31 protein-coding genes and 1 tRNA gene are annotated in these 25906 nt (G+C 70.5%); 14 read left to right on the top strand and 18 right to left on the bottom strand.

Features of this window, described 5'->3' with window-relative positions:
- Positions 1-30 precede the first annotated feature (30 nt).
- Complete coding sequence (locus ACWD4O_RS14150; RefSeq protein ID WP_451279938.1) at positions 31-612, bottom strand: TMEM165/GDT1 family protein; 582 nt, start codon at positions 610-612, stop codon at positions 31-33.
- A 383-nt stretch (positions 613-995) separates the two neighbouring features.
- Here ACWD4O_RS14150 and ACWD4O_RS14145 point away from each other — a divergent pair, with 383 nt between their 5' ends.
- The 5 genes from ACWD4O_RS14145 to ACWD4O_RS14125 all read left to right on the top strand — a co-directional run bounded on the left by ACWD4O_RS14145 (position 996) and on the right by ACWD4O_RS14125 (position 6935).
- Entirely contained in the window at positions 996-1640 is a 645-nt protein-coding gene (locus ACWD4O_RS14145; protein ID WP_451279937.1) for an HNH endonuclease family protein, read from the top strand.
- Between the two features lie 98 nt (positions 1641-1738).
- Positions 1739-3382, top strand: coding sequence for an alkaline phosphatase D family protein (locus ACWD4O_RS14140; RefSeq protein ID WP_451279936.1), 1644 nt, complete (start codon positions 1739-1741; stop codon positions 3380-3382).
- A 227-nt stretch (positions 3383-3609) separates the two neighbouring features.
- Complete coding sequence (locus tag ACWD4O_RS14135; protein WP_451279986.1) at positions 3610-5565, top strand: FAD/NAD(P)-binding protein; 1956 nt, start codon at positions 3610-3612, stop codon at positions 5563-5565.
- A gap of 70 nt (positions 5566-5635) precedes the next feature.
- Positions 5636-6109: a DoxX family protein gene (locus ACWD4O_RS14130; RefSeq protein ID WP_451279935.1), complete on the top strand. Its 474-nt coding sequence runs from the start codon at positions 5636-5638 to the stop codon at positions 6107-6109.
- A gap of 214 nt (positions 6110-6323) precedes the next feature.
- Complete coding sequence (locus ACWD4O_RS14125) at positions 6324-6935, top strand: DedA family protein (protein WP_451279934.1); 612 nt, start codon at positions 6324-6326, stop codon at positions 6933-6935.
- 77 nt (positions 6936-7012) lie between these two features.
- Here the strand turns inward: ACWD4O_RS14125 and ACWD4O_RS14120 are convergent, their stop codons facing one another.
- Positions 7013-7249, bottom strand: coding sequence for a DUF2277 domain-containing protein (locus ACWD4O_RS14120; RefSeq protein ID WP_351911299.1), 237 nt, complete (start codon positions 7247-7249; stop codon positions 7013-7015).
- Between the two features lie 172 nt (positions 7250-7421).
- On the opposite strand from ACWD4O_RS14120, the gene ACWD4O_RS14115 reads away from it, so the two are divergent.
- On the top strand, positions 7422-8327 hold the full coding sequence (locus tag ACWD4O_RS14115; protein ID WP_451279933.1) for a ketopantoate reductase family protein: 906 nt from the start codon (positions 7422-7424) through the stop codon (positions 8325-8327).
- A 68-nt stretch (positions 8328-8395) separates the two neighbouring features.
- Here ACWD4O_RS14115 and ACWD4O_RS14110 read toward each other — a convergent pair whose 3' ends face one another.
- On the bottom strand, positions 8396-8911 hold the full coding sequence (locus tag ACWD4O_RS14110) for a GNAT family N-acetyltransferase (protein WP_451279932.1): 516 nt from the start codon (positions 8909-8911) through the stop codon (positions 8396-8398).
- A gap of 93 nt (positions 8912-9004) precedes the next feature.
- On the opposite strand from ACWD4O_RS14110, the gene ACWD4O_RS14105 reads away from it, so the two are divergent.
- The 3 genes from ACWD4O_RS14105 to ACWD4O_RS14095 all read left to right on the top strand — a co-directional run bounded on the left by ACWD4O_RS14105 (position 9005) and on the right by ACWD4O_RS14095 (position 10776).
- Positions 9005-9847 (top strand): serine hydrolase domain-containing protein, encoded by an 843-nt coding sequence (locus ACWD4O_RS14105; protein WP_451279931.1) that lies wholly within the window; start codon positions 9005-9007, stop codon positions 9845-9847.
- 87 nt (positions 9848-9934) lie between these two features.
- On the top strand, positions 9935-10258 hold the full coding sequence (locus ACWD4O_RS14100; protein WP_451279930.1) for a hypothetical protein: 324 nt from the start codon (positions 9935-9937) through the stop codon (positions 10256-10258).
- 71 nt (positions 10259-10329) lie between these two features.
- Positions 10330-10776: a hypothetical protein gene (locus tag ACWD4O_RS14095; protein ID WP_451279929.1), complete on the top strand. Its 447-nt coding sequence runs from the start codon at positions 10330-10332 to the stop codon at positions 10774-10776.
- 16 nt (positions 10777-10792) lie between these two features.
- Here ACWD4O_RS14095 and ACWD4O_RS14090 read toward each other — a convergent pair whose 3' ends face one another.
- Positions 10793-11710, bottom strand: a complete 918-nt coding sequence (locus ACWD4O_RS14090; protein ID WP_451279928.1) for a GNAT family N-acetyltransferase — start codon at positions 11708-11710, stop codon at positions 10793-10795.
- Positions 11711-12156: 446 nt separating this feature from the next.
- The gene (locus tag ACWD4O_RS14085) at positions 12157-12447 is read right to left on the bottom strand and encodes a hypothetical protein (protein ID WP_451279927.1); all 291 of its coding nucleotides are present in this window, start codon (positions 12445-12447) and stop codon (positions 12157-12159) included.
- 292 nt (positions 12448-12739) lie between these two features.
- Here ACWD4O_RS14085 and ACWD4O_RS14080 point away from each other — a divergent pair, with 292 nt between their 5' ends.
- Positions 12740-13966 carry a transcriptional regulator gene (locus tag ACWD4O_RS14080; RefSeq protein ID WP_451279926.1) on the top strand — a complete coding sequence of 409 codons (1227 nt, stop codon included), beginning with the start codon at positions 12740-12742 and terminating at the stop codon, positions 13964-13966.
- Here ACWD4O_RS14080 and ACWD4O_RS14075 read toward each other — a convergent pair.
- The 10 genes from ACWD4O_RS14075 to ACWD4O_RS14030 form a co-directional block, all read right to left on the bottom strand.
- Positions 13947-14609, bottom strand: a complete 663-nt coding sequence (locus tag ACWD4O_RS14075) for an HAD family hydrolase (RefSeq protein WP_451279925.1) — start codon at positions 14607-14609, stop codon at positions 13947-13949. The two genes, ACWD4O_RS14080 and ACWD4O_RS14075, sit on opposite strands and share 20 nt — an antisense overlap.
- Positions 14610-14686: 77 nt before the next feature.
- Positions 14687-15865 carry a Fic family protein gene (locus ACWD4O_RS14070; protein WP_451279924.1) on the bottom strand — a complete coding sequence of 393 codons (1179 nt, stop codon included), beginning with the start codon at positions 15863-15865 and terminating at the stop codon, positions 14687-14689.
- A 207-nt stretch (positions 15866-16072) separates the two neighbouring features.
- Positions 16073-16336, bottom strand: a complete 264-nt coding sequence (locus ACWD4O_RS14065; RefSeq protein WP_451279923.1) for a hypothetical protein — start codon at positions 16334-16336, stop codon at positions 16073-16075.
- Between the two features lie 17 nt (positions 16337-16353).
- Positions 16354-16626 carry a hypothetical protein gene (locus ACWD4O_RS14060; protein ID WP_451279922.1) on the bottom strand — a complete coding sequence of 91 codons (273 nt, stop codon included), beginning with the start codon at positions 16624-16626 and terminating at the stop codon, positions 16354-16356.
- 3 nt (positions 16627-16629) lie between these two features.
- A complete protein-coding gene (locus ACWD4O_RS14055) occupies positions 16630-17547 on the bottom strand; it encodes a peptidoglycan-binding protein (protein WP_451279921.1) in 918 nt (305 codons plus the stop codon).
- Positions 17544-17735 carry a hypothetical protein gene (locus tag ACWD4O_RS14050; protein WP_451279920.1) on the bottom strand — a complete coding sequence of 64 codons (192 nt, stop codon included), beginning with the start codon at positions 17733-17735 and terminating at the stop codon, positions 17544-17546. The genes ACWD4O_RS14055 and ACWD4O_RS14050 overlap by 4 nt, the downstream gene beginning before the upstream one ends.
- A gap of 69 nt (positions 17736-17804) precedes the next feature.
- Positions 17805-18062, bottom strand: coding sequence for a hypothetical protein (locus ACWD4O_RS14045; protein ID WP_451279919.1), 258 nt, complete (start codon positions 18060-18062; stop codon positions 17805-17807).
- Between the two features lie 10 nt (positions 18063-18072).
- Complete coding sequence (locus ACWD4O_RS14040; protein WP_451279918.1) at positions 18073-18324, bottom strand: hypothetical protein; 252 nt, start codon at positions 18322-18324, stop codon at positions 18073-18075.
- 3 nt (positions 18325-18327) lie between these two features.
- Entirely contained in the window at positions 18328-18585 is a 258-nt protein-coding gene (locus ACWD4O_RS14035; RefSeq protein ID WP_451279917.1) for a hypothetical protein, read from the bottom strand.
- A gap of 8 nt (positions 18586-18593) precedes the next feature.
- Positions 18594-19037, bottom strand: a complete 444-nt coding sequence (locus tag ACWD4O_RS14030) for a hypothetical protein (RefSeq protein WP_451279916.1) — start codon at positions 19035-19037, stop codon at positions 18594-18596.
- Here ACWD4O_RS14030 and ACWD4O_RS14025 point away from each other — a divergent pair.
- Positions 18991-20064 (top strand): hypothetical protein, encoded by a 1074-nt coding sequence (locus ACWD4O_RS14025; protein WP_451279915.1) that lies wholly within the window; start codon positions 18991-18993, stop codon positions 20062-20064. The genes ACWD4O_RS14030 and ACWD4O_RS14025 overlap by 47 nt on opposite strands.
- 86 nt (positions 20065-20150) lie before the next feature.
- Here ACWD4O_RS14025 and ACWD4O_RS14020 read toward each other — a convergent pair.
- A tRNA-Val gene (locus tag ACWD4O_RS14020) sits at positions 20151-20222 on the bottom strand.
- A 187-nt stretch (positions 20223-20409) separates the two neighbouring features.
- On the opposite strand from ACWD4O_RS14020, the gene ACWD4O_RS14015 reads away from it, so the two are divergent.
- From ACWD4O_RS14015 to ACWD4O_RS14005, 3 genes are all read left to right on the top strand, one after another.
- Positions 20410-21219 carry a DUF4097 family beta strand repeat-containing protein gene (locus ACWD4O_RS14015; protein ID WP_451279914.1) on the top strand — a complete coding sequence of 270 codons (810 nt, stop codon included), beginning with the start codon at positions 20410-20412 and terminating at the stop codon, positions 21217-21219.
- A 74-nt stretch (positions 21220-21293) separates the two neighbouring features.
- Positions 21294-22676: a hypothetical protein gene (locus ACWD4O_RS14010; RefSeq protein WP_451279913.1), complete on the top strand. Its 1383-nt coding sequence runs from the start codon at positions 21294-21296 to the stop codon at positions 22674-22676.
- A gap of 88 nt (positions 22677-22764) precedes the next feature.
- A complete protein-coding gene (locus ACWD4O_RS14005; RefSeq protein WP_451279912.1) occupies positions 22765-23268 on the top strand; it encodes a DUF4383 domain-containing protein in 504 nt (167 codons plus the stop codon).
- Positions 23269-23312: 44 nt separating this feature from the next.
- On the opposite strand, the gene ACWD4O_RS14000 is transcribed toward ACWD4O_RS14005, so the two are convergent.
- Positions 23313-24482: an amidase domain-containing protein gene (locus ACWD4O_RS14000; protein ID WP_451279911.1), complete on the bottom strand. Its 1170-nt coding sequence runs from the start codon at positions 24480-24482 to the stop codon at positions 23313-23315.
- A 121-nt stretch (positions 24483-24603) separates the two neighbouring features.
- The gene (locus ACWD4O_RS13995) at positions 24604-25881 is read right to left on the bottom strand and encodes a hypothetical protein (protein WP_451279910.1); all 1278 of its coding nucleotides are present in this window, start codon (positions 25879-25881) and stop codon (positions 24604-24606) included.
- Between the last annotated feature and the right edge of the window lie 25 nt (positions 25882-25906).

The raw sequence follows: 25906 nt of genomic DNA, 5'->3' as shown, positions 1-25906 counted from the left end.
GCCCGACTCAGCCCGCGCCGCAGGCCCGGCTCAGCCCGCGATCGCCTCCCACAGGCTCCACACGCCCAGCGCCAGCATCAGCAGGGCCGCGATCCGGGTGATCAGCTTCAGCGGTACTCGCTTCATCAGGGCCTTTCCACCGACGATGCCGAGTCCGGCCACCGCCCACAGCGCCAGCACCGCGCCGAGGCCGACGGAAAGCGGGTCGTCGTAGCGGGCGGCGAGGTTGGCCGTCATGATCTGGGTGAGATCGCCGAACTCGGCGACGAGGATCAGCATGAAGCCCGCGCCCGCGACCTTCCAGAACGACTGGTCCTCGGGCCGCCGGACCTCCTCGTCGCCCTCGTCCTTCTTCAGCAGCAGCACCGCGGCGCCGCCCAGGAACAGCACGCCCGTCAGCGCGTGCAGGATCTGCTGCGGCAGCAGCGTGAGCACGCTGCCCGCGGCGACGGCCAGCACGACATGCAGCGTGAAGGCGGCGGCGACGCCCGCGAAGACATAGGAGGCGCGATAGCGGGTGCCGAGGACGAGGCCGGCGAGGGCGGTCTTGTCCGGCAGCTCGGCCAGGAAGACGACGCCGAAGACGAGCGCCGTGACGGTGATGCTGATCAAGGTTCCTCAATCGGTCGGGGCCGCCCCACCGAGAGTGCAGTACCTCACATACTTCGCACAAAGACACCTCGGCACGGCAGCACACAAGTCACCCGTGCCGTAGGGCACGGGCGTGCACTGCTTGCCGAAGGTCTCGCTGGCCGACCCGTACGACGGGTCTGCCTCCGGGCGCCGGCTCAGACGAGCTGAGCAGTATGTCGACGGTCCGGCGAAGAGCTACTCCCCTTCTGCGCTCCCCATTGTACGAGATCGTTCTGCGATAAACCTTGTCGTGTCATGCACGCGTCATTAGTTTCTTACCGAGCGCTCATCTCCCCGCAACTCGGCACCGCGAGCATTCGAACGCTCGCGCTCCAACACCCCGCATCCCCCATGGAGTTCGCATGTCGAAGTTCTACGCGCGTGGACGGCTGAGCATACTCGCCGCTCTCACCGGCCTCATAGCCTCGGTCGGGCTTTTCACCTCCCCGACCGCCTCCGCCGCCCTCCCCACCCCGGTCAGCGCCGCCACCGCCCGCACCTACCTCGCCTCGCTCACCGTGGCGACCGAGGACCGCACCGGCTACGACCGCGACCTGTTCAACCACTGGATCACCATCTCCGGCACCTGCAACACCCGTGAGACGGTCCTGAAGCGGGACGGTACGAACGTCGTCACCAGCTCCGCCTGCGCCGCCACCAGCGGCACCTGGTACTCCCCCTACGACGGCGCCACCTGGACCGCCGCCTCCGACCTCGACATCGACCACCTGGTCCCGCTGGCCGAGGCCTGGGACTCCGGCGCCGACAGCTGGACCTCCACCCAGCGGCAGAACTTCGCCAACGACCTGACCCGCCCGCAGCTCATCGCCGTCACGGACAACGTGAACCAGTCGAAGAGCGACCAGGACCCGGCCGAGTGGATGCCGTCGGTCACCTCCTACCGCTGCACCTACGTCCGCGCCTGGGTCCAGGTGAAGTACTACTACGACCTCTCGGTCGACTCCGCCGAGAAGAGCGCGCTGACGAGCTACCTCGCCAGCTGCTGATCGGCGTTCACGGAAGCTGATCGATCCGTAGCCGCCGGGATCTCCCCGCAAGCCTCCGTCGTTCCGTACCGTACGGGGCGACGGAGGAGGGCGATCACGTGGCCGGACTGCGGCTGGGACCACTGCTGAGGTACGCCGACGGCTCGTCCGCGACCGTCTGGGTCGAGGCGAGCCGTCCGTGCGCCGCCGAGGTGCGCTGCGCGGACGGCGCCGCCGGCACGGCCCGCACCTTCCAGGTCGCGGGCCATCACTACGCCCTGGTCCAGGTCAGCGGCCTGACCGCGGGCACGACGACGGCGTACGAGGTCCTCCTCGACGGCGCGCTCGTCTGGCCGCCGCCCGACTCCCCCTTCCCGCCCTCGGTCATCCGCACCCCGCCCGACGGCGACGGCGAGGTCCGCGTGACCTTCGGCTCCTGCCGCTGGGCCGCGCCCCCGGCCGACGACCACGACCCCGTCGGCCCCGACGCCCTGGACAGCCTGGCCGCCCGCCTCGCCGCCGACCCGACGGCCGAACGACCCGACGTCCTGCTGCTGTTGGGCGACCAGGTGTACGCCGACGAGGTGTCCGACAGCACCAGGGAGCGGATCGCCGCCCGCCGCGGCCTCGCCGATCCGCCGGGCGCCGAGGTCGCGGACTTCGAGGAGTACACCTGGCTGTACTACGAGTCCTGGCTCGACCCCGAGGTGCGCTGGCTGCTGTCCACCGTGCCCAGCTGCATGGTCTTCGACGACCATGACGTCATCGACGACTGGAACACCTCCGCCGCCTGGCTGGCGGACATGCGGGCCACGCCCTGGTGGCGCGAGCGGATCCTGAGCGGCCTGATGTCGTACTGGGTGCACCAGCACCTCGGCAACCTCACCCCGGCCGAGCTGGCCGCCGACCCGCTCTACGCCGCCGTCCGCGACACCCCCGACGGCACCGACGTGCTGCGCGCCTTCGCCTGCCGGGCGGACGCGGACCCGGCGTCCGTGCGGTGGAGCTACCGGCGCGACTTCGGACGGGTACGGCTGCTGATGGTCGACACCCGGGCCGCGCGGGTCCTCGACGAGGGCGGGCGCTCGATGCTCGACCCCGGCGAACAGGCATGGCTGCGCACACAGGCCCTCGACCGTCCCGGCTCCTACGACCACCTGCTGATCGGCACCTCGCTGCCCTGGCTGCTGCCGCAGCTGGTGCACGACGCCGAGGCCTGGGACGCGGCCCTGTGCCGGGGCGAGCGCGGCCCGCGCTGGGCCCGGTTCGGGGAGAAGCTGCGCCGGGCGGCGGACCTGGAGCACTGGGCGGCCTTTCCGACGTCCTTCGCCGCGCTGACGGCGCTGATCGCCGAGGCGGGCAGCGGGGCGGCCACCGGGGCGCAGGCCCCGGCGAGCGTGCTCGTGCTGTCCGGGGACGTGCACCACGCGTATGTGGCCGAGCCCCGCTGGCCCGAGGGGACCGGTCCCGACGCGCGTGTGCTGCAGCTCACCTGCTCCCCCGTGCACAACGCCATACCGCTGTCGATAAGGGCGGGCTTCCGCTTCGGCTGGAGTGCCGCGGCCCGGGCGCTGGGCCGTCGGTTCGCCCGGCACGGCCGCTGTCCGCGGCCACCCGTCGACTGGCGGAAGACGGGCGGACCGTGGTTCGGCAACCAGCTCATGTCGCTGACCCTGCACGGGCGTTCGGCCCGGCTGCGGCTGCAGCAGGCGCGGGCCGACGGCATGCTGGCCACCGTCCACGAGTCCGACCTCACCCCCTGATCCGGACGGCGACGGGACGACCGCGGGGAAACAACGGGACAACTGGGGCGCGTGGGGCCCGCGTTGGCTTCCGGGAACGCGGGGCACCCCCGTGCTCGAAGAGTTCGGGAGAGGCATGATGAGGCAGTCCGTCCGCTTCCCGCACGGCCTCGCACGGCCTCGCACGGCCTCGTGGACGGGCAGCTCCATCGCGCCCCACACGCCCGGGAGTCACCCCCTTGCCCTCAGTGAACGCGGAACACACAGCCGGCGCCGCCGCCATCGACGTCTCCGTCGCCCTCGTCGGCGCCGGGCCGCGCGGCACCAGCGTCCTGGAACGCCTCTGCGCCTCCGCGCCCGAACTCCTGCCGCCCGGGGCGCGCCTGACGGTCCATGTCGTCGATCCCGACCCGCCGGGGCCGGGCCGCGTCTGGCGCACCGCACAGTCGCGGGAGCTGCTGATGAACACCGTGGCCTCGCAGGTGACCCTGTTCACCGACGACAGCGTGGACTGCGCGGGCCCGATCCGTCCGGGCCCGAGTCTGCACGCGTGGGCGCGCGGCGCGCTGGGCCCGGACGAGTACCCGACCCGCGCGCACTACGGCCGCTACCTGGAGTGGGTGTTCGCGCGGACCGTGCGCCAGGCCCCGCCCTCGATCCGCGTCGAGACGCACGCGGCCCGCGCGCTCCGGCTCGACGACGCCGCCGACGGCCGTCAGGTCCTCACCCTGGACGACGGCCGCGTCCTGCTCGGCGTCTCCGCCGTCGTCCTCGCCCAGGGGCATCTGCCGGTGGCCGCCGACTGCGCCCAGCAGCGCCACACCGCCTACGCCGAACGGCACGGCCTGCGCCATGTCCCGCCCGCCAACCCGGCCGACGTCGACCTCTCCGCCCTCGCGCCGGGCAAACCGGTGCTGCTGCGCGGGCTCGGCCTGAACTTCTTCGACCACATGGCCCTGCTGACCACCGGCCGGGGCGGCCGCTTCGTCCCCGACGCCGGCGGCGCCGGGCACACCGGCGCCGGCCGGGCCCTGCGCTACATACCCTCCGGTCACGAGCCCCGGCTGTACGCCGGTTCCCGGCGCGGCGTCCCGTACCAGGCGCGCGGCGACAACGCCAAGGGGCCGTACGGCCGTCACACCCCGCTGGTCCTCACCCCGGAGGTGATCGCGGGCTTCCGCAAGCGCGCGGACTCCGGCGAGGCGCCCGACTTCCTGGCCGAGATATGGCCGTTGGTGGCGAAGGAGGTCGAGACGGTCTACTACACGGCCCTGACGGACCGCCCCGGACCCGCCGGCCGTTTCCACGCCGGCCGTTTCCTCGCCGACCGTTTCCTCGCCGTCCCGCACCGCGACCCCCGAGAGGCCCTGCTGCTGGACGAGTTCGGGGTGCCGGAGGCGGACCGCTGGAGCTGGGACCGGATCTCCCGGCCGTATACGGAACGGCGGTTCGCGCATCCGGGGCAGTGGCGGGACTGGCTGCTGGCGTATCTGCGCAGGGACGCCGAGGACGCCGCCCGGGGCAATGTGGAGGGGCCCTCGAAGGCGGCCCTGGACGTGCTGCGCGACCTGCGCAACGAGCTGCGGCTGATCGTCGACCACGCCGGTCTGGCCGGCCCGTCCCGCCGGGACCATCTGGACCGCTGGTACACCCCGCTCAACGCCTTCCTGTCCATCGGACCGCCGCGCCGCCGCATCGAGGAGCTGGCGGCCCTGGTGGCGGCGGGGGTGGTGGAGGTGCTCGGCCCCCGGCTGGAGGTGCGCGAGGAGGACGGGGCCTGGCTTGCGCACTCGCCGGAGGTGCCGGGCTCGGCGGTCCGGGTCACGACGCTCGTCGAGGCGCGGCTCCCGGAACCGGACGTCCGCCGCACCGCCGACGGCCTGCTGGCCCGGCTGCTGAAGACCGGGCAGTGCCGTCCGCACACGGTGGACGGTTACGTGACCGGGGGGCTGGACGTAACGCAGCGCCCCTACCATCTGATCGATCGTCAGGGCCGGTCACATGCAAGGAGGTTCGCCTTCGGGGTGCCGACGGAGGGCGTGCACTGGGTCACCGCGGCGGGCGCGCGCCCAGGGGTGGATTCGGTCACGCTTTCGGATGCGGACGCGGTCGCGAGGGCCGTCCTACGTGCGGCGATCCGGGAGGCGGGGATGAAAACGGAATCCGATCAGTGGCCAAAAGTTGAACTTGCAAGCATTGATTAGGTCCGCCTAACGTGTGTCGCTCATTCGGTACCGCCGCCCCCAACGACCGACACCGAAGGAGCACCCCCACATGCCTGCTCGCCTCAACACCGCACAGCTCGATACCGCACAGCCCTATGCGGTCGGCGTCTTCCGCATCGTCGTAGGCCTGCTCTTCGCCTGCCATGGCGCGGCCTCCCTCTTCGGCGTCCTCGGCGGCGCCGCGGGCACCGACGGCGGCACCGTCGACGCCGGTGCCTGGCCCGGCTGGTACGCGGCCGTGATCCAGCTCGTCTGCGGCAGCCTGGTCCTGCTGGGCCTGGGCACCCGGGCCGCCGCGTTCCTCGCCTCGGGCTCCATGGCGTACGCCTACTTCGACGTGCACCAGCCCAGCGCCCTGTGGCCGATGGAGAACGGCGGCGAGGCCTCCGCGATGTTCTGCTGGGCCTTCCTGCTGCTGATCTTCACCGGCTCCGGGGCACTCGGCCTGGACCGTCTGTTCTCGGGCCGTCGCACGGCCGCGGAACGGACGCCGACGGCACAGAAGGCCACGGTCAACGCCTGACCCGACGGCCGATCCGCCTTGCGGTGCGTGCAGGTCGCGCACCGCAAGGCGGATCACCCGCAGGTGAACGAGCCGCGCCGAACATACGAGCCCCCGTGATCCTGCTGTCACACCCCGGGCGTACGCTGTATGGCTGTCATTGGCCGCACCTGCCGCTCCCCCGCGACACAGCGGCACGGTCGGGTCGCCACGGGGGAGACACGGGGAGTCTGCGGTGTTCGAGAGTGTGGGGGCGTTGTTCGGCAGCCCCTGGATCTACGCGGTGGTGGGCCTGTCGGTCCTCCTCGACGTGTTCCTTCCGGTACTGCCCAGCGGCGTGCTCGTCATCACGGCGGCGACGGCCGCGGCGGCGGGCTCGGGCGCGGTGGCCGGCCAGGTCCCGCACGACGTCCCGGACATCATGGTCCTGATCCTCTCCGCGACGACGGCCTCCGTGCTGGGCGACCTGGTGGCCTACCGGCTGGCCTGGCGCGGCGGTGAGCGCCTGGACCGCGCGATCGCCCGTTCCCGTCGGCTGACCACCGCGCAGGAACGTCTCGGCGAGGCCCTGGCCCGCGGCGGCGGCGCGCTGGTCGTGCTGGCCCGCTTCGCCCCGGCCGGCCGTTCCGTCGTCTCCCTCATCGCGGGCACGGCCCACCGCCGCCCCCGCGAGTTCCTCCCCTGGTCCGCACTGGCCGGCCTGTCCTGGGCGGCCTACAGCGCCGCCCTCGGCTACTTCGGCGCCCACTGGCTCGGCACGACCTGGCTGGCGACGGGCGTGTCGGTGCTCGCGCTGGTCGGCGCGGGGGCGGGCGCGGGGTACGTGATGCGCAGACAGCCGGCGTAGCGGGCCCGGTCCCGGGTCCGCCCCTGCCTCCTGCTCCTGCGCCTGCCCCTGTCTCTGGGGTCCCCAGGCGCTACGCGCTACGCGCCGGCCGCCACGCTGCGGCCCGAGCCGCGCACCTCCAGGCCGTCCAACAGTTCGGCGGTGGCCGCGGCGATGACCTCGACCGCCCTCTCGAACACCTCCCGGTTGTGCTCGGCCGGCGCCCGGAAGCCGGACACCTTACGGACGTACTGCAGCGCTGCGGCGCGAATCTCGTCCTCCGTCGCCTCCTCGGGCAACGCGGGCGGACGAAGCGTCTTGATACTCCGGCACATGTCCCCAGTCTCCCTCTCCGCTTCCCGTTCCGATTCCCGTTCCGATTCCCGTTCCGGTTCCCACAGAGATTCCCTCTGGGACTCCCTCTGCGTCTCCCGGTCACATGCCATGATCACTTCAGAGGCGGCCACCGCACCCGCGGGGTCGACCGACGAGAGGATCAACAGCATCATGACGAACGACATACGCACCGTTGCCGTCCTCGGCCCCGGCGGGGTGGGCGGCCTGCTCGCGGCCCTGCTGTCCCGGGCCGGCCACCAGGTGATCTGCCTGGCCGGCGAGGACACGGCCGCGACCCTGCGCACCGACGGCATCCGCGTCCGCAGCACGCCGTTCGGCGAGTTCACCGCTCGGGTGGACGCGGACACCGAGCTGCGCGCCCCGGTCGACGCGGTCCTGATCGCCGTCAAGCACACCGCCCTCGACGCGGCGCTGACGCGCATCCCGGCCTCCGCTCTCGGCGAGGACACTCTCCTCGTGCCGTTCCTGAACGGCGTCGAGCACCCGGCCGTCCTGCGCACGCACCACCGCCCGGACCGGGTGGCCCCGGCCGTCATCCGCGTCGAGTCGACCCGGGTCGCCCCGGGCGTGATCGAGCACGGGAGCGCCTTCGCGGAGATCGACCTGACCGGCGACGCCGTGCCGCGCCCCCGCCTCGACGCGCTCGCGCGGGCGCTGACGGCGGCCGGCCCGACCGTGCGCGTCCTGCCGGACGAGACGGCCGCGCTGTGGGCCAAGATGGCGTTCCTCGCGCCCTTCGCCCTGCTCACCACCTGGCACGGTCTGCCGCTCGGCGAGATCCGCACCCGGCACCGCGCGGAGCTGACCGCGCTGGTCGAGGAGAGCGCCGCGGTCAGCACCGCCTGCGGCGCCCCCGCCGACCCCGCACAGGCACTCGCCCGGTACGACGCGTTCGCCGCCACCGCCAAGTCCTCGATGCAGCGCGACGCCGAGGCGGGCCGCCCTCTCGAACTCGACGCCATCGGCGGGGCGTTGCTGCGCGCGGCCGAACGGCACGGCGTGCCGACGCCGGTGACGGCGCGCCTGGTGAGGGAGCTGGCGGACACGCCTTCGTAGCCGGACACCACCCGGTAGGCAGAAACCACCCGGCAGGCAGCAACCACCCGGCAGACGGACACCGCTTCTCAGGGACCGGTGCGCAGGTCGACGTACCAGTCGTTGGATGTGATCGGGTTCCCCTTCGGGTACTCCAGCTCGACCTGCCCGAGCAGCGTGAACCCGGCCTTGCGGCACACCCCGTTGGACGCGGGATGGTCCACCTTGGGGAAGGCGTGCAGGGCCGGGTGCCCGCCGGTCTCCCGTACGACGTCGACGAGCGCGCGGGCGGCCTGCGCCGCGAGGGCTCTGCCCTGGAACTCGGGCAGGATCCCCCAGCCCGTCTCCCACACCGTCCCGTCCCGCCACTCGCGCTCCCAGTAGCCGATCGAGCCGACGGTCTCCCCGCCGTCGGCGAGCGTGACCCGGTACATGCACCCGTTGAACGGCTCGACATACCGCCGATGCCGGTCGGTGAGCTTCTCCTCGCTCTCCGGCCCGCCCAAGTGCTTGGTCATCTCGGGGCTGTTGGTCCGCTCCAGCAACCAGAAGTCACCCTCCGACCAGGGCACCAGCCGCACTTGGTCCACACCGTTGAGATCCATGCGCCCACGGTAGAGCGAGGGTCTGACAATCGGGTCCGCCCCCGTAACGTCGGGACAGCACCACCCATGGAACGAAAGGAGTCAGAGGCCGTCATGCGTCGTCGCATCCCGACCTGTGTCCTCACCCACGCGACCCCGCCCGCCCTGAGCGACGGGCACGCGGTCGACCGCTACGTCCCGATCGCGTCGCTCACCAAGGTCGTCACCGGCACGGCGCTGATCCGGATGGCGGCGGCCGGAGTCCTCGGCCTCGACGACCCCGTCGAGCGCCTGCTGCCCACTGCGTCCCCCGGCACCGGCATCACCCTGCGGCACCTGGCCGAGCACACCTCCGGCCTCCCGCGTCTGCCGCCCGTCCGCCTCCCCCGCCGCGACCCGTACGCCCCGTTCGACGACTCCGCGCTGCACGCTCTCCTCCCCCGGCTCGCCACGCTCGTCACCCGCCCCCCGGGCCAGGAGGAGGAGTACTCCAACTTCGGCTACGCGCTCCTCGGCGCGGCCCTGGCCGCCGCGTCCGGCACGGCGTACGAGGAGCTGGCGACGGCATACGTGCTGCGCCCGCTGGACGTCACGGAGATGACGGCGCGCCCCGACCCGGCACGCTGCCTCCAGGCCCCGGGCCTGTTCGGCAGAGCGCGCCGCCCGTGGACGATGGACGGCGCGATCCTGCCGGCGGGCGGCCTGTGGGCCACTCCGCGAGCCGTGGCCGACCTGGTCGTACGGCTCCTGGTGGAACGGCGGCTGGGAGATCCGGCACCCTCCTGGGCGACGGCCGGCCCGCTGCTCTGGCACAACGGCGCGACCCGCGACGCCTCGCTCTTCGCCGGGGCGATGCCCGACGGCAGTTGGGTTGTCGTCCACCGCCTCAACGGAGACCCGCAGCTCACGGACCGACTGGGCGTGGCGATCCTCGACCGGGCCCGCACCGACAGCTGAGATCCACCGCCCCTGCTCGAACATACGTTCACACGAACACCCCGAAGGAGCTCGCCACCCAAATTCGAACAGGCGTACCATTGCCGTGTGGCCAAGACCTATGACTTTCCCAGCGACCTGCGCGCCGGTCAGGAGGAGCTGCACCAGGTCCGGGCCGAGCTGTCGGCCTTGCTGAAGCGGCTCCCCTGGTCGGTGGAGCCCCTGGACGGCTTCAGCGACGACACCGGCTGGCGCAAGACCGAGCGCCCCGCCTCCCCCGGCTGGACGGCCGACGAACAGGCCGAGGTGGAGAAGCTCCGACAGCGCGAACACGAACTCGCGGTCTTCGTGTCCTGCCACCGCTACTGGGCGGAGATCGCAGCCCCGGACCGGGTCGAGGCCCGCATGAACCTCAAGCACGCGCACGAGTAGGGTCCCCTCCCGCCGCCGGACCTCCCATGGCACGATGCCCCCTTCAGACCGCTCTGTCCGTGGGGGAACACATGCGCATCCGCGCCGCCGGCACACTCACCGCCGCGCTCCTCGTGCTCACCGCCTGCTCCTCGCAAGGCGACGACCCGGCCCCGGCCAACGACTCGGGGACACCCGCGGCCGAGCCCACCGTCAGCGTCCCGGCCGAGCACGAGGGCGACGACCTGAAGGCGGCCGTCGCCGTCTACACCGCCGCGTACTTCGCCGCCGACGCCGACACCGCGTACGGCATGCTCTCCACCCGCTGCGCCGAGCAGACGACCAAGGAGGCGTACGCCGGCGTCGTCGAGCAGGCGAACGTCGACTACGGCGAGGACCACCCGGCGACGGACATCACGGCCCAGGTGTCGGGCACGCTGGCCCGGGTCGCCTACAAGGTGCAGGGCCTGCCCAAGTTCGACCAGCAGGCGCAGCCGTGGACCCTGGAGGGCGACGCCTGGAAGTACGACGCCTGCTGACGCGTGGCCGCGAGCCTCAGGTACTCGACAGACCGGCGCGGGCCGGGCGTCGGAACAACTGCTCGACGACGGTGTTTCCCCAACGGTCTCCGGACTGCTCCGAGACCAGCGCGAAGCCGTGCTTCTCGTACATCGCGCGGGCCGTGTCGAGCCCCTGGAACGTCCACAGCGCCGTCGCCTCGGCACCGCCGGCGTCGCAGTAGGCCACCGCATCGTTCAGCAGTCGCCGTCCGAGGCCTGTGCCGCGAGCCGCCCGGCCGACCAGGAACCAGCGCAGGTGCGCCTCACGCGGGCCGTGGGACAGCTCGACGGCGATCGAGCCGACGACCGTGCCGTCCTCGTCGCGGGCGATCCAGATCCGGTCGGCCGGGTCGTCGCGCCTGACGAACTCGGCGAGGTCCCCGGCGACCACCGCTTCGAACGCGACGCCGAAGCCCGCGATCTCGGCGTACTCCCGCGCATGCAGGACGGCGATCTGCCCCACGTCGCCCGGCCGCAGCTCCGTGTCCACCTCGATCGCCGCCCGGGAACCGGGCAACGGATGCCCCAGGCGGCTGTGCACCAGAGCCTCGGCATAGGTACGCAGACCACGCCGCACCGCCTCCTGTTCCGGCTCCGCGAGGTGCGCGAACGCACTCTCCACCTGAGCCGTTCCGTGCCGATGGATCGCGCGGACGGTCTGCCGCCCCTTGCCCGTCAACGACAGCGTCTTGTGCCGGCGGTCCGTCTCACCCAGATCCTCACGGATCTCGTCGGCGTCGACCAGCCTGCGCAGCAGCCGGCTCACGGTCGAACGATCCAGCAGCAGCTCGTCCGCGAGTTCGGCGGCCGTGATCCCGGGCGTGCGATCGATCTCGATCAGCGCGTGCACGGTCGACGGCGGATAGGGCGTCGCGGCAAGCGTCTGCTCCATGAACCCCAGCTCACGCGTCACACGGCGAGCGTGAGCGCGCACCGCCAGGATGCGGTCCTCGTTCTGCACACAACAGATGTACCAGCCAACCGATGCACCAGGCAACCGATGCACGAAGCAACTAATTATGCTCGTGCGGATGGCGGCGCAGGCGGACGTCGCAGTCCGACACTCTGGAGTAGTCGCCCGCGGCGGCTGCGGCCGCCCGCTGCTGGGCCAGGGCCGCGCAGGTTACGCATCCAGGTACCGGCCGGGGCCGCTCAAGACTGGCGGGCTCGGGCCGGGATCCGGCGTTCATACGGTCTCGCCTCCTCGCGCACGCTGCCACGCACTTCGCAACGTGCCGGCTTCCGGACACACCTTCGCTGTATCGGCCCGGCACTCCTGACAGCCGAGACAGTGATCCAGCAGAGCTCGGTATCGACTGTCAGCCCGGTAGGCGCGGACCTGGCGCTTCCCCGCGCCCCTCATCCTGCCTGCTCCTCACCGAGCCGCGGGCCGAACGCGTCCCCGAGAGCGGCGCGCAGAGCCTCCGCATCGGTGAGAAGTCGGCCCTCGCCCGGGCACATGCGCCAGTGCGGGCCCGGCCCCTGCGTCCGACGGGGTGGAGGAATCGCCACCGAGCTGCCGCAGCTGAGCACCTTCGCGTTCTCCAGTTCCCAGCCGTTCGCCGTCCCGCGGGGCACGAAGAAGTACAGGACCGAGCGGGAGTCACCTGACTCGACGACAGCACCACAGCACGGACCGAGGATGCCCATCGCAGCGAGTCCGGTCTGACGCGGTACACGGATGGCGTCCCACTCTCGTCCGGCATCTTGCAGGGTGCACCCTCCGGCGGACGGCAATTGTGTGCTCGGCATCATGGCTCCTCGGCAGCCTGTGAGGTTCAGATGCAGTCAAGATTGGCCCTTGCATATCGCGATTTCGAGGACTTCGAGAGGGCTTTCTGCCGCCCCAAAGAGGACTTTTTATAGGGTGTGCGGGTAAATGCTGGCCAGAACAAGGGCTTCCGGCGACACTTGACGCAGTGCTCGACACGGAGGTGCAGCAGTGGCACGGCCCGCAGGCAACACCCGCCTCAAGTCCGCTCGTGTAGCGGCCGGCTACCACTCTCAACAGGCCCTCGCCGACGCCCTCAAGGCGGGCGTCCGGCAGGTCCGTCGGTGGGAGTCCGACAATCCGCCGTGGCCGCAGGCCGAGGTGGGTCAGGCTCTCACCCGGCTCCTCGGACAGGATCTGGAGGCGCTCGGATTCACCCCTCCCGGCGGCAGCACTGCGGACCGCGCCCGTCGTACGGTCCTCGCGGCGACGGCTGCCGCCGTAGGCCTCGCCGCCGTCCCCACCCAGGCCGTGGCCGTCCAACCCGCCTCGGTCGCTGCGGACTTCGAGGCCGTGACGCGCTCACACCGACGCCTGTACTGGTCCGTCGCGCCGGCCACCCTGCACCCGGCCGCGCTTTCTCACGCCGCCCTCGGCTGTGCTCTGCTCCCGGAAACCGCCGGACAGACCAGGCAGCGAGTCGCGTCCGCCCTCGCCGAGACGTGGCTGCTCGCCGGACGGATCGAATTCTTCGACCTGCGCGACGCCCTACGCGCGCAGCAGACACTGCTCCGCGCGCTCCAGGCCGCAGGCGAAGCCGACGACGCGCTCATGGGCGCAGCCGTCCTCGCGCACACCGCGTTCATCCCCGCATGGACGGGCGACCGGGACGCGGCCGTCGAGCGGATGGTCGCCGCCCGCACCTACGCCCGTCGCGGCCCGGCCTCGGCCGAGCTCCTCGCGTGGCTGGACGCCGTCGAGGCCGAGTGCGAGACCAGGTGCGGACACACGCGCACCGCCCTGCACCTGATCGGGCACGCCGAGGGCGTGCTTGAGGCGGGCAGCGAGCACGAGAGCCCGAACTGGCTGGACTGGTTCTCCCCGGTCCGACTTGCCGCGTTCAAGGGCAACACTCAGCTGAAGGCCGGGCACCTGCCGCAGGCCCGCACCACTCTCCTCGCTGTCCTCGACGCGCTGGAGTCCACCGAGGAGAAGCAGCGCAGCGTCATTCTGGGGGACCTGGCCGCCGTCGAAGCCACGGCCGGTGACCCCGAGGCCGCATGCGCGCACGCGGTCCAAGCGCTCGATCAGCTGGAGCGGACCTGGTACGCAATGGGCATGGATCGCGTGCGGGAGGTGCGTCGGCAGCTGACGCCGCACCAGCACAAGGCATGCGTGCGCGAGCTCGACGACCGGCTGTACGGGTGGGGGACGACGGTCAGCGCCTTGTCTCGTTGAACTTGGCGATCAGCCCGGACAGTTCGCGGAGGCTCTCCACCCGGAAGGTGGGGAGTTCCTTCGCTTCCTGGGTGTTCCACTGGATCGTCGCCCACGGGCCGCGGCGCACCAGCGCGGTCGGCATACCCGCGGCAACGGCCGGGCGGAGGTCGTTGTCGACCCGGTCCCCGACGTAGAGGATCTCCTCAGCCGAGAACGGGACGACCTCGGCGACGCGGCCGAAGAACGCGAGGTCCGGCTTGCTCGCGCCCCAGTCGTCGGAGGTGCCGATCAGGTCGACGTCGTCGGTGAACAGTTCGCGCAGGATCTTCCCCGCGCGGACCGTCTGGTTCCCGGCGATGCCCAGCCACAGGCCCTCCGCACGGAGCTGTGTCAGTGCAGGTCGGACGTCCGGGTAGAGGTCGGCCTCGCCGAAGTGCTCCGGCCGCCCGGCCTCGGCGCGGCGCTCGCGTTCCGCGTAGAGGTCGAACCCGGGCTGGAACTCCTGAAAGGTGTCTCGGTAGTCGCGGCCCTGCGCGATGACCGCGCCGAACACGGCGGCGAAAGTGTGGCGGGGAACGCCGAGCCAGTCGGCCCAAGTGCCGTACTCACGAGTCTCGTCCACGAGGCACTCACCGACGTCGAAAACCACTGCGCGAATCATGCCCGCAGGGTAACCGGGCATGACGAAAGGCCCCCTGTACGGCCCGGGTGGGGCCGTACAGGGGGCATCGCTCACTTTCAGTCCTGCTGCTCCGCCACAAGGGGCATGAACGCCTTCAGCAGCGCGGTCCGCGGTGCGATCCGCAAGGTTGTCCCGTGGCCGCTGGCGATGATCAGACCCATGCCCTTGAGAGCGTTTATGTCGCGGGAGACGGTCTTGTCCTCTCGCCCCGCGTACGCCTCGGCGAGCGCAGGGGTGAGGCCCCTGAGGTCAGCCCGCGAAGTCCACTGTCCCACCGGCAGGCTCAGCAGCAGTCGCCGTTGGCGGGCGCAGGCGGGCGTGGACTTGTCGTGGAACGCCTCGTGGACGAAGTTCCGCCATGTGACGTCCATCTGCTGCCCCTGGATGTCACTGATCTGCTGCCGCAGTCCGTCAACCAGGCCTTGCAGTGCGTACTTCACGAACCCGGTTACGTCATACGGTTCCCGGCTCGTACGTCGAAGCTGCCTGTAGTAGTCGGCTCGTGTCTTGTTGTAGTGGTCAGCCAGTACGTGTGCCGCGACGGTGGGGGCTCCGGCCCGCACCGTCATCTGATACTCGATCAGGCGCGCGGTGCGGCCGTTGCCGTCCTCGAAGGGGTGAATCCACGCGATGTACAAGTGCGCCATGATCGCCGACAAGACAGCAACAGGCTGCCGCAACGGCCCATCGGTGGTGCGCAGCTCTTCCAGCCAGGCACACATACGCTCGATCAGATAGGGGCAGTCTTCGGCGGGTGCGCCGCGGTAGACGCTGCCGACGAGGACGCTGCTGGACCTGATCTCCCCTGGCTTGGAGTCTCCGTCCACCGGCAGGTCTGCGAGGACAATTCGGTTGAACTCACAGATCCGCTCAAGGGTGAGGTCAAGCGGGGTGTTCTCGGCCACCTCGTCCACGATCCGGTTGTAGCCAGCGAGAACGTTGTCCACCTCCTGCCCGAGGTACTCCTGGGACGGGGGGAGTTTCAGGTCATGGTCGACGCGACGCCTGACCTGGTCCTCCGACAGGGTGTTGCCCTCGATCTGGGTCGTGGCGTGCGCCCCCTTCGTCAGGTACACGTAGTTAAGTTCGGCCGCGACGTCCGGCTGCAGCGGAACTCCCGCGATGTGTTCCAGCTTGGAGACCGCCTCGCCAAGCAGAAGCCACGCCTCATGGTCCAGGCCCCGCAGGTCAAGCTGGAAGGTGATCCATGGGTGAGTCCTCTCGTATGCCCGCATTTCCGCTCCCGACAACGGTGATCGAATATGCCTTTGAACTGCATGTTCGCGATTATGATGCCCTTTTCTGTCCAATGTAGTGTCTAGCGTTTCGGGCTGCCAAGCGAACTGCTACGCCATGAGCGAAGGTTTACCTAAATAGCTCACAGCAACCACACAGTCGCCCCCTGTGCAGCCCGCGTGAGGCCGTACAGGGGGCGTCGTGTGTCAGCGGGTGAGCAGGGCTAGTAATCCGGTGGCAGCGCCCACCGCGCCGGTGAGCATGCCAACGGCGGCCGCCGGCCACCGGTTTCTCTTCAGGGCCTCGACCTCGGCGCGGACCTCGTCGAGCTCCTTCTGGGTGTCCAGACGCAGCTGCGCCAGGTCGCGTTCGTTGCGGTCCGACCTCTCGACGAGGACCGAAAGACTGCCCTCGACCCGCGCGAAACCGGTGGCGACCGTGCCGCGGAGGCGCTCCAGCTCGACGGCCACGGAGGCCTCCGGGACAGTCACCCGCCACCGCCTTCATGCGAGCGTTTCAGCGCCGCCCGGAGGTCCTCGTCCCTGCCTCCGTCGGCCGTGCGCAGCCAACCGGGAAGAAGCGCCTGGACGCCGGGGACGGCCATGACCCGGGCGAAGCCTCCCGCGACCGCGAGTGACCCGGCGACCCACGGGAGGGCTGCGGGAACGCCGGACGCGTCGACGACGGCCGGCAGGACGACCGCGATGCCGAGCGCGGTCTGGAGCACCGTGCGGGCAGTGCGCTTGCTGGTGTCCTTCATGGGTCAGCCCTCCATGACGTACGGGACCTTGAGTGCGGCCCACGAGGCGGCCCCGGGCCAGCCGTCGGCGGCCGCGCCGGCGTACCCCTGCTTCCGCTGCCACTTCGCATACGACTTGCGGTCGGCCTCGGTCCACTGCGGGCCCGGGCCGGACGTGTACGCCGAGCAGCCGACCGCGACCAGGCGCTTGCCCATCGCCGTGACGATCGCCGAACGCGGAGCCTTCTTGAACCACGCGGCACCGGGGAACGGTTCGTACCGCGTCTCCACGACGGGTGCCGACGGCGCGCCGGCAGCCTCCTCAGCGAAGGCGATCAGCTTGGCGAAGTCGATCGCGCCCGGATCGCCGTGCAGGTTCTCGTCCACGTGCATGTGCCCGCACACGCCCCTGAACGCGTTCCACTGCGCATCGTTCATCCGCTGCCCGCCGCCGTTCGCGTACGACGTCGGGTACGCCGGCCACCGCGACGGACCCGACAGCGGCACACCGTGCTTGGCGTGCATCCAGGCGAGGAACTCGGCCACACCCTGGAGCGCCCAGTCGGGGGCGTCCGGCCAGTAGATGTGTGCGGTGCCCGCCTTCGTCCACTTCTTGTGGGTGGCCGGGTCGCAGGTGCCGACCAACTCGACCTGGCAGACGTTGTTCGTATTCGTCTCCACCCCGCCCGGCAAATTCAGCAGGGCGCGGGCGGAGGTGTCGATGTCGAAGTGCTGATACCACTTCAGCCGCCTCGCCTCGAGGTCCGGGACTGCAGTGAGGGTCGGTGCGCTCGCGCCGCCGCCGTAGTCCGGAAGGCTAGAGCCCTCGGTGGTGTGGAGGACGACGACGTTGACCTCCATGTCGTCGCCGCCGAACTTGCCCTGGTAGCGGCGGGTCTGGCTGGCGCCGGGGTAGGTCTGGGGGCCGGTTCTCGTCGTCATCGCGCACCGCCTCCTTGCGCCGAGTCCCAAATGGCCCGGGCCGCCACGGTCCAGGCCGTCTGGACCTGCTCGCCGAGGTTCTCCCACGCGGGCATGCGGCGCCCGTCGTGGGTGAGTCCGCCGGTCGCTTCGCCGTACGCGGCGTATGCGCGCGGGCCGAGGTCGGCGGGGATCGGTTGCTGTGCCATGTGCCCTCCGGGGCATGAGAAAAGCCCCGGCCAGAGGCTCGGGGCATGTGGACCAGGGTGGCCGCCGGGTCAGGGCAGCGGCGCGTACTTCGCCTGGTAGTCGGCGGTGTTGTAGGTCCCCCGGTACTGGAACTGGCCGCCGCCGAGCGCCTGCCGGATCACCCAGTGGTTCAGCCGGATCTGGGGGTCGTTCGTGCCGTCGACGAGGCTCAGGAGCTGCCCGTCGTCGCTCTCGATCGTGGTGTTGCTGAGGAACTCGTTGGCGATGAAGGTGCCGTTGGTGCCGTCGTACTGGACGGCCTCCAGCCGCTCGACCACAAAGGGCATCAGGTTCTCCTCAGATGATTCGGTGAAGCAGAATCCATGAGTCCGCCTCCATGACGGTGGCGGTGGCGTTCGTGACGGTCTGCGCCCAGTCGATGGAGAAGGTCCCGCCGACGCCGCTGGTGATCAGTCGGCCTGCCCCGTGGTTCGCCTGGGCGGCCGAGGTGGACGGCGTCGAGAACTGGGTTTCCACACCGAACGCAAGCCGGGTGCTGGTACGCCCGTCGGTGTCCGCGGTCGCCGTGCCGGCCAGACGGCCCGTCACCGACTACGACCCGGTCGACCCGCTCGGCACTGTGAACTTGATGTCCATGTCGGCGGCCGGGTCGCCGGAGATCCGAAAGTAGAACTCGAACAGATACTCCGCGTTCGCCTCGACCTGGAGCTGCAGCTCCGGGTCCGCGGTCACTGTCGTGGTCGACGGCCTCGGTGTCGGGACGGACTTCGCCGCGTGGAGCGGCAGCATCGACATGAGGAGTTCGGCGGTGACCGTCTCCCCGGCCAAGATGATCGGGTACTGCGGCATGCGGCCTCCTACAGGGCGATGGGCATCGGCTGTGCGAGGCGCAGGGCCTCACCGGCTGTCTGCGGTTTGGTGACGCCGTTCACCGAACGTGTGACGGTGAAGCGCTGCGGGGTGATGACCTCGAAGGCGTCGTAGCGCACCACCGGTGAGACGTTGGTGTTGCTGGCGTGCGCGATCGACCGACAGCCCACGAAGCTGCCCCCGCCGAGCGAGGTGTCCGTCACCGTGATCTGCCAGTCGGGCTCGCGGCCGCCCACCGCCCACGCCTTGGCGCGCAGCGTGGTCCCCCGCACCTGAACGCGGGCCCGCACTAAGGTGCCGGCCGCATGGGTCAGCGCCGTCGTGAACGTGGCCAGCGACGACTCGACGGCCGCGACCCGCTTGCGTAGGTCCAGGTTGATCGCATTGACGTATCTCCTGGACCGGCTGCTCCTGCCTGAGTGGGAGTACACACCGCTGAAGGACGTGAACAACGTCTTCGCGGTCCAGGCGTGGGCGACGAGGGTGTCGAAGCCGCTGGGCCCTCATGACCCGGACACTGTGGCCCAGGCGCGCAGCTTGCTGAGCAGCATCCTGTCCGGCGCCGAGGACGCTGGCTACATCCACACCAACAAGCTGTTCGGCCGGAGGATCCTCGCGGGCACAGACCACGTCGACGAGAGCGAAGAGGAAGTGTGGGCGCAGCCAGACGAGGCACAGCGCCTGTACCAGCGCCTCGGCGGCGTCCAGGGGCTCATGGTTCTCACGGACTGCTACCTCGGGCTGCGGTGGGGTGAGTTGGCCGGCCTCCACAAGGACAACTTCCTGCTGAAGAGGATCGACAAGATCGACGGGAAGCCGTTCGTGCGGCACGTCATCCGGGTCGACCCGAAGGTCGGCGCACTGCACGAGGATCCGATCGAGCTGGACGAGGAGGGCATGGCGGCCTGGCACGCCGCGGAGGATGCCCGGCTGGAGATGTGCCGCGCGAAGGGGTGGAAGGCGAACCGAAGGAAGCCTCCGAAGAACCGGCTCGAGGTGTACCTGGGGCCGCCGAAGAACAAGTACTCGGCGCGCGAGGTCGACGTGCCGGAGTTCCTGGCACGGCTGCTCGATCAGCACATCGAGGCCTGGCCGTACGAGCACCCATTCACGACGCCGTCCGGGACGTTCTGGCTCCGTGGCAACTTCGGGCGCGAGCTGCGGCCGGTGGCCGACGGGCGGAAGGCAATCCCCCGTAAGCGCGGGTACGCCGGCCGCGAGGGCTGGGAGCCGATCCTGCCGCGGTTCACGATGCGCGGGGCGCGGCACACAGCGGATACGTGGATGAAGGACGACAGGGTCGACAGGGCGCTCAGGTTCGCGTCGATGGGGTGGGTGCCGAAGGACATCGAGGGGACCTACGAGCACGTCACGCCGGAGATGCGGCAGCACCGCCTGGACTGCCTGACGGCGCGCTGGCGCCGGGGACGCCGGGTGACGTTGCGGAGCGTTGCGTGAGGGCTCTCGGGAGTTGATCTCCCGAATATCCCCTAAACGATCTACAGGGCCCCCTCGCTGATCTTGCGAGGGGGCCCTGACCTGTGTGGGCGCGGACGGTTTCGAACCGCCGACATCCTGCTTGTAAGGCAGGCGCTCTACCCCTGAGCTACGCACCCAGGACGAGTCGACAGCCTACATTGCCCGGGGCCGGGTCCCGCAAACCCGTATCGACGTCTCGGGGGTTATCCCCACCCCCGATCCGGGAGCGTGCCGGATCGAGTCGAGGGCCCCGGCTGCCTACCGTCGTAAGCATCGCCGAACCGGCGGCTCACGCGCTCCGCGCGCCTCAGGGGGAGACCGACCATGGCCCGTACCACCCATGCGACCCGTACGACCCGTACCACCCGTTCCGCCCGTTCCGCCCGTGCCGTCCTCGTCGGCGGAGCCGTCGTGGTCCTCGCCGTGGTCGCGACCGCCTGCACCGCGTCCGCCGACGACGACGAGCATCCCGATCGGCGGTCCTTCGCCCTGCAGGGCGGCACGCTCACCGTCGACTCCGACGACTCGGCGCTGGAGATCGTCGCGTCGGACGACACCGAGGCGGGCACGGTCGACGTCACCCGGTGGTTCCAGGGGTCGGTCGCCGTCGGCAAGGAGCCGAAGGTGACCTGGTCGATGAAGGACGACCGGCTGACGCTGCGGGTGCGGTGTTCCGGGGTGGTCGCCGACTGCTCCGCCAAGCACCGGATCGAGGTGCCCCGGGGTGTCGCCGTGCAGGTCGGGAGCGACGACGGCAGCGTCCGGGCGCGGGGCTTCCGGGACGCGCTGAGCGTGCGCACCGAGGACGGCTCCGTGCATGTGACCGACTCCAGCGGGCCGCTGGAGCTGCGCAGCGACGACGGTTCCGTCCGCGCCGAGGTCTCCTCGCGCACGGTGACCACGCGCACGAAGGACGGCTCGGTGCGGCTCACCCTGAGTGCCGTGCCGGACCGGGTGGAGTCGGTCAGCGACGACGGGTCCGTGACGATCACGCTGCCCGAGGCGACCTACCGGGTGACCGCGAAGAGCGACGACGGCTCGGTGGACGTCTCCGTGCCGCGGGACGAGTCCAGCGCGCACGTCGTGAGCGCACGCACGGCCGACGGCAAAGTCACCCTCAGGAACGCGAACTAACCGACCCGTGTGTTCGTCCTTAACCGGTGGGAGAATGACACCGGGCAGGGTGGATGACAGCACGGGAGAGGGATGTGACGGCGACACCAGCGCAGCCGTATTCGCCGTTGGCCCCGCACGCGCGACCTCGTGCCCTTCGTGCGCTCACCGACACACTGACGCTCGTCGCCCTTCCCCTCGTGGTCGCCCTCGCGCTGCCCGTCGCGTTCGCCGGCGGCGGCACCCGGCGCTGGTTCGGCGGCCGGGCGGAGGGCCAGCGGGCCGAGGCCCAGGCGGCGAAGGACGCGGCGGCGGCCGCCTTCTACGAGCTGGACACCGCCCAGCGCGACCTGCGGATCTCCATCGAGACGATCCAGGCGGTGGACGACACGCCGGCCGCCCGGCGGGCCGTCGCCGACTTCGAGGCCGTCGGCAGACGGATCGACGAGGCCAGCCACCAGTACATCGACGCCGTCGACGCCCACGATCTCGACCGGGACGACCTGGAGGCCTCGGCGGCCGCCCAGGCGCGCACCGAGCTGACCCGCGCCAAGGACGAACTGGGGCGCGTCAAGCAGGAACTGGACCGCTTCGCGGACGGTCTCGGCCCGCTGCTCGGCAAGGCCGAGACCCAGCTGGCCCGTCTCGCACCCGCCGTGGAGCGGGCCCGGCAGGCGCTGCTGGCCGCGTCCAACGCGCTGGACGCCGTACGGGAGAGCGGGCTTCGGGCCGACGATCTCGCCGCGCGGCTGGCGGCGCTCGCGCCCGAGCTGACGAAGCTCAACCAGGGCGCGGGGCAGCACGGGGTGCCGGGGACCCTGGAGCGGGCGGAGCGGGTCGCGCGGGAGGCCGAGGCGGTGCGCTTCGAGGCCGAGCGGCTGCCGGAGCGGGCCGCCGAGATCGACCACCGGCTGGTGTCGCTGCGCACCCGCGCGCAGGCGCTGGAGACGCGCTCCGGGCAGGTGGAGCCGATCCTGAGCGAGCTGCGGCGGCGGTTCGCGGCGGCCTGCTGGCAGGACCTCCAGCATGTCCCCGACCAGGCCGGGGAGAGCGTCCGGCAGGCGGAGGCGAAGCTGAAGGAGGCGCAGGCGGCGCGGGACGCGCAGCGCTGGCCGGACGCGACCGCGCTGCTGTCCACGGTGCGGGCCCTGCTGAACAACACGGACGAGGCGGTCTCGGCCGCCGGTGACCGGCTGGCCAGGCTGAACGCCGTGCAGAAGGATCCGCAGGCGGAGATCGACCGGACCCGGTTCGCGATCCGGGACGCCCAGCGGCTGGCCATGGCGGGGCGCAACACGCCCGATCCTCGGCATGCGCGTCCGCTGGACGACTCGGTGGCCCGGCTGGAGCGGGCGATCACCACGCTGGAGGGCCGGCACCCCGACTACTGGCACTTCCTGACCGAGACGGAGGCGGTCCGGCAGGCGGTCGCGCACGTGGTGTCCCTGATCCGCGAGGAGCGCGGCACCGGGCACTGACGGCGTCCGACATTGCCCCCGGGGGGCGACGGGCGGATATTGGGTACGCAAGGCCTCCGTCGGCACGTCCACTCCCAGGGAGGCGGAGATGGCCGCACACGCACTGCACAGCCGTCCCAAGCGGCGGATCACGTTCAACGAGCATCTGCCGGTCGACCACCGGCTGAATCTGGTCTACCGGATCGGCGCCGGGCTGATGGGCCTCGGGCTGCTGGTCTTCGGGATCTTCGGCGTCATCGACAAGATCGGCTTCTTCGACACCGGCGGGGACGAGGTGTGGAGCCTCAACACCAACGGCGCGCTCAGCTGGCTGTCGATCGGCGTCGGGCTGCTGCTCTTCGTGGGCATGGTGATCGGCGGGAACTTCGCGTCCACGCTTAACTTGAGCCTCGGCGTCCTGTTCATCGCCAGCGGCTTCCTGAACATGGCGCTGCTGGAGACGGACTACAACTTCCTGGCCTTCAAGATCCAGAACTGCATGCTCAGTTTCGTGATCGGGATCCTGCTGATGGTCTTCGGGATGTACGGCAGGGTGGGGTCCGCCCTGCCGCACGACAACCCCTACTGGCGAGCCCGCCACCCCGATCAGTGACGGAGTGACGGGCCGGCCGGATCAGACGGGCTGCGCGTACCGGATCAGGTGCGGTACGCGTAGTAGTACGCGTTCGGGTACGAGGCGACGAGGCTCGCCACCGACCTGCGGAGCGTGTTGTTGGAGTGGTACGTCACGTACGGCACGCCACCGCTCTTGGAGGTGACGATCATCGTGTGGTCCTTGGACCCGTCCCGATCGAAGTCCACCTGGAGGACGTCGCCGACCTCCAGCTGGTAGACGTTCGCGAGGCTGGTCGTCCGCTTGGAGTTCTGGGCGAACCAGGACCACTCGTTGACGCCGACGAACGAGTCGGACTGGATGTCGGCGTTGCCGAACCACTTGGTGTAGTCGTACACATAGCCGGGGACGTGCTTCCAGCCGCCGGCCTTCAGGGACTGGCTGACGAAGTTGGTGCAGTCGCCGCCCGCGCCGTGGCCGTTGAAGTCCGGGTAGTCCTTGTTGTAGACGTTCCAGTACTTCTCGGCGTACGTCGCCATCGCCTTGTAGTCGAAGGCGGTGCCGGTCTTCGGGACGGCGGCCGGGTTGCGGGTGGTCGCCGCGCGCGGGGCGTTCGGCATGGTGTCGTCCGCCGTGGTCACCTTGACGGTGGCCGGCTTGGACAGCGTGTTCACCGCGAGACCGCCCTGGTCGGTGTCGCGGATGTCCGTCAGCTGCCAGTTGCCCTGCCGGTCGGCCTTGAAGGTCAGCTCGTGCTGGGCCTGGAAGCCGGTCGTCTTCGGCGCGTTGCCGGTCGTCTGCGCGTAGGTCAGGGTCGTGGTCTCGGTGACCGCGGCCTTGGCCGTACGGCCCGTCACGCGCGTGGCGTTCAGGGTGACGGTGGTGGCGGCCTTGCTGTACTTCTCGCCGGCCTTGGCCAGCTTGTCCTTGCGCTGCCCCAGCGAGGACAGGGTCGAGTCCTCGGTGCGGGCGGTGGTGGAGGACAGCTTGACGTCGCCGGAGAAGCCGTTGGTCAGCGGCTTCTCGCGGTCGCCCTGCTTGCCCGTGACGAGTGCGTCCGTACGGTCGGTGAAGACCGCGTCCGCCAACCGCTGGAAGGTGGCCTTGGTGCCCGCGTCCACCGTGGGGTCGTCGGTGACCGCGGCGCCTGCGGACCAGTTGGGCAGGAGAGCGACTCCGGCGACGACCGAGGTCGCGGCTGCCCCGAGTATCGAGACGCGACGGCGCGTCCCGCTCAATTTCCTTGACTTCACTGATGTTTCCCCTCTTGCCCCGGCGGAGGGATGCCGGGAAGGGCATCTTTGCATGACGTGTGCATGAGTTGTGAAGAGGGTTGCGGTTGAGGTTTGGTTACGTCGCGGACCGCTTCGGGCGTCACTGCACGACCGTCGACCAGTCGGGGTTCTGCGCCGGGTCCAGCGTGCGCAGACTCTCCAGCGTCTCGGGCGTCTGGACGTCCATCCAGTCGGCCAACTCCTTGAAGGACACGCACTTGACGTCCTTCTTGGTGCACACGTTCTCGATGACCTCGTCGACGGCCTTCATGTAGATGCCGCCGTTCCACTCCTCGAAGTGGTTGCCGATGAACAGCGGGGCCCGGCTTCCGTAGTACACGCGGTTGAAGCCGGCCATGTAGGCGTCGAGGGTCTCCTGCTCCCACTGTGCGTACTTGGCGGGGTCGCCGTCGGGCTGGCCGTCGGACTGGTTGGCCAGGAAGTTGAAGTCCATGGACAGGGACTGGACGTCGCCGAACGGGAGCGCCTGGAGCGGGAAGTCCCACAGGCCGTTCTTCTTCGTCGGCCAGATCTGGAAGCCCCCGGGGTTGGACGCGTCGTAGCGCCAGCCGTAGCTCTTCGCGGCCTTCAGCAGGTTCTCCTGGCCCTCCAGGCAGGGCGCCCGGCCGCCGGTGACCTCCTTCTTGAAGTCGAAGGGCAGCGGGGCGATGTCCTTGTAGCCGGTGTTGGTCTTCCAGTTCTCCGCGAACTCGTAGAACTGGTCGATCTCGCTCTTCCACTCCTCGACGCTCCAGTCCTTGCCGCCCTTGGCGCCGCAGAAGTGGCCGTTGAAGTGGGTGCCGATCTCGTTGCCCTCCTTCCACGCCTCGCCGAGCTGCTCGAGCGTGGTGCGGATGTGTTCGTCGGTGGGGTAACTGATCGCGGCCGAGCCCTTGGAGTGCTGCGGCGGGGAGTACAGGTTCTTCTTGCTCTTGGGCAGCAGGTAGATGCCGGTGAGGAAGAAGGTCATGTTGGCGTTGTACTGCTCGCCCATCTTCCGGTAGTGCTCGAAGAGGCCGTCGTCGCCCATGAGCGCGCCGTCCCAGGAGAAGACGACGAACTGCGGCGGTTTCTCACCGGGCTTGAGCGGGACCGGCTTCAACTGGCCCGTCTGCGGCCCGGTGTACGAGGTGGAGCCGTCCCCCAGGACGTGGGTCTTGCCGTCCCACACCGGCTCCTCGGTGGCCTTCGTCGCGCTCTTCTTGCTCTCCCCCGAGGAAGCAGTCGGCGCGGTGTTGGTCGTGCGGTTGAGCACCAGGTAGCCGCCCACCAGGGACGCGACGACGAGGAGCGCCGCAAGCGTCATGAACCCCGGATGCGTGGTGGCGGGGCGGCGCGGTGCCGGGGCCTTTCGGCGACGGCCCGACGGTGACTTCATGTGCGGATCATTCTCCGGAAATCGG

The organism is Streptomyces sp. NPDC002623, from assembly GCF_053592635.1.
The sequence above is the reverse complement of the archived record's forward strand: the minus strand, read 5'-3'. Positions and strand labels throughout refer to the sequence as shown.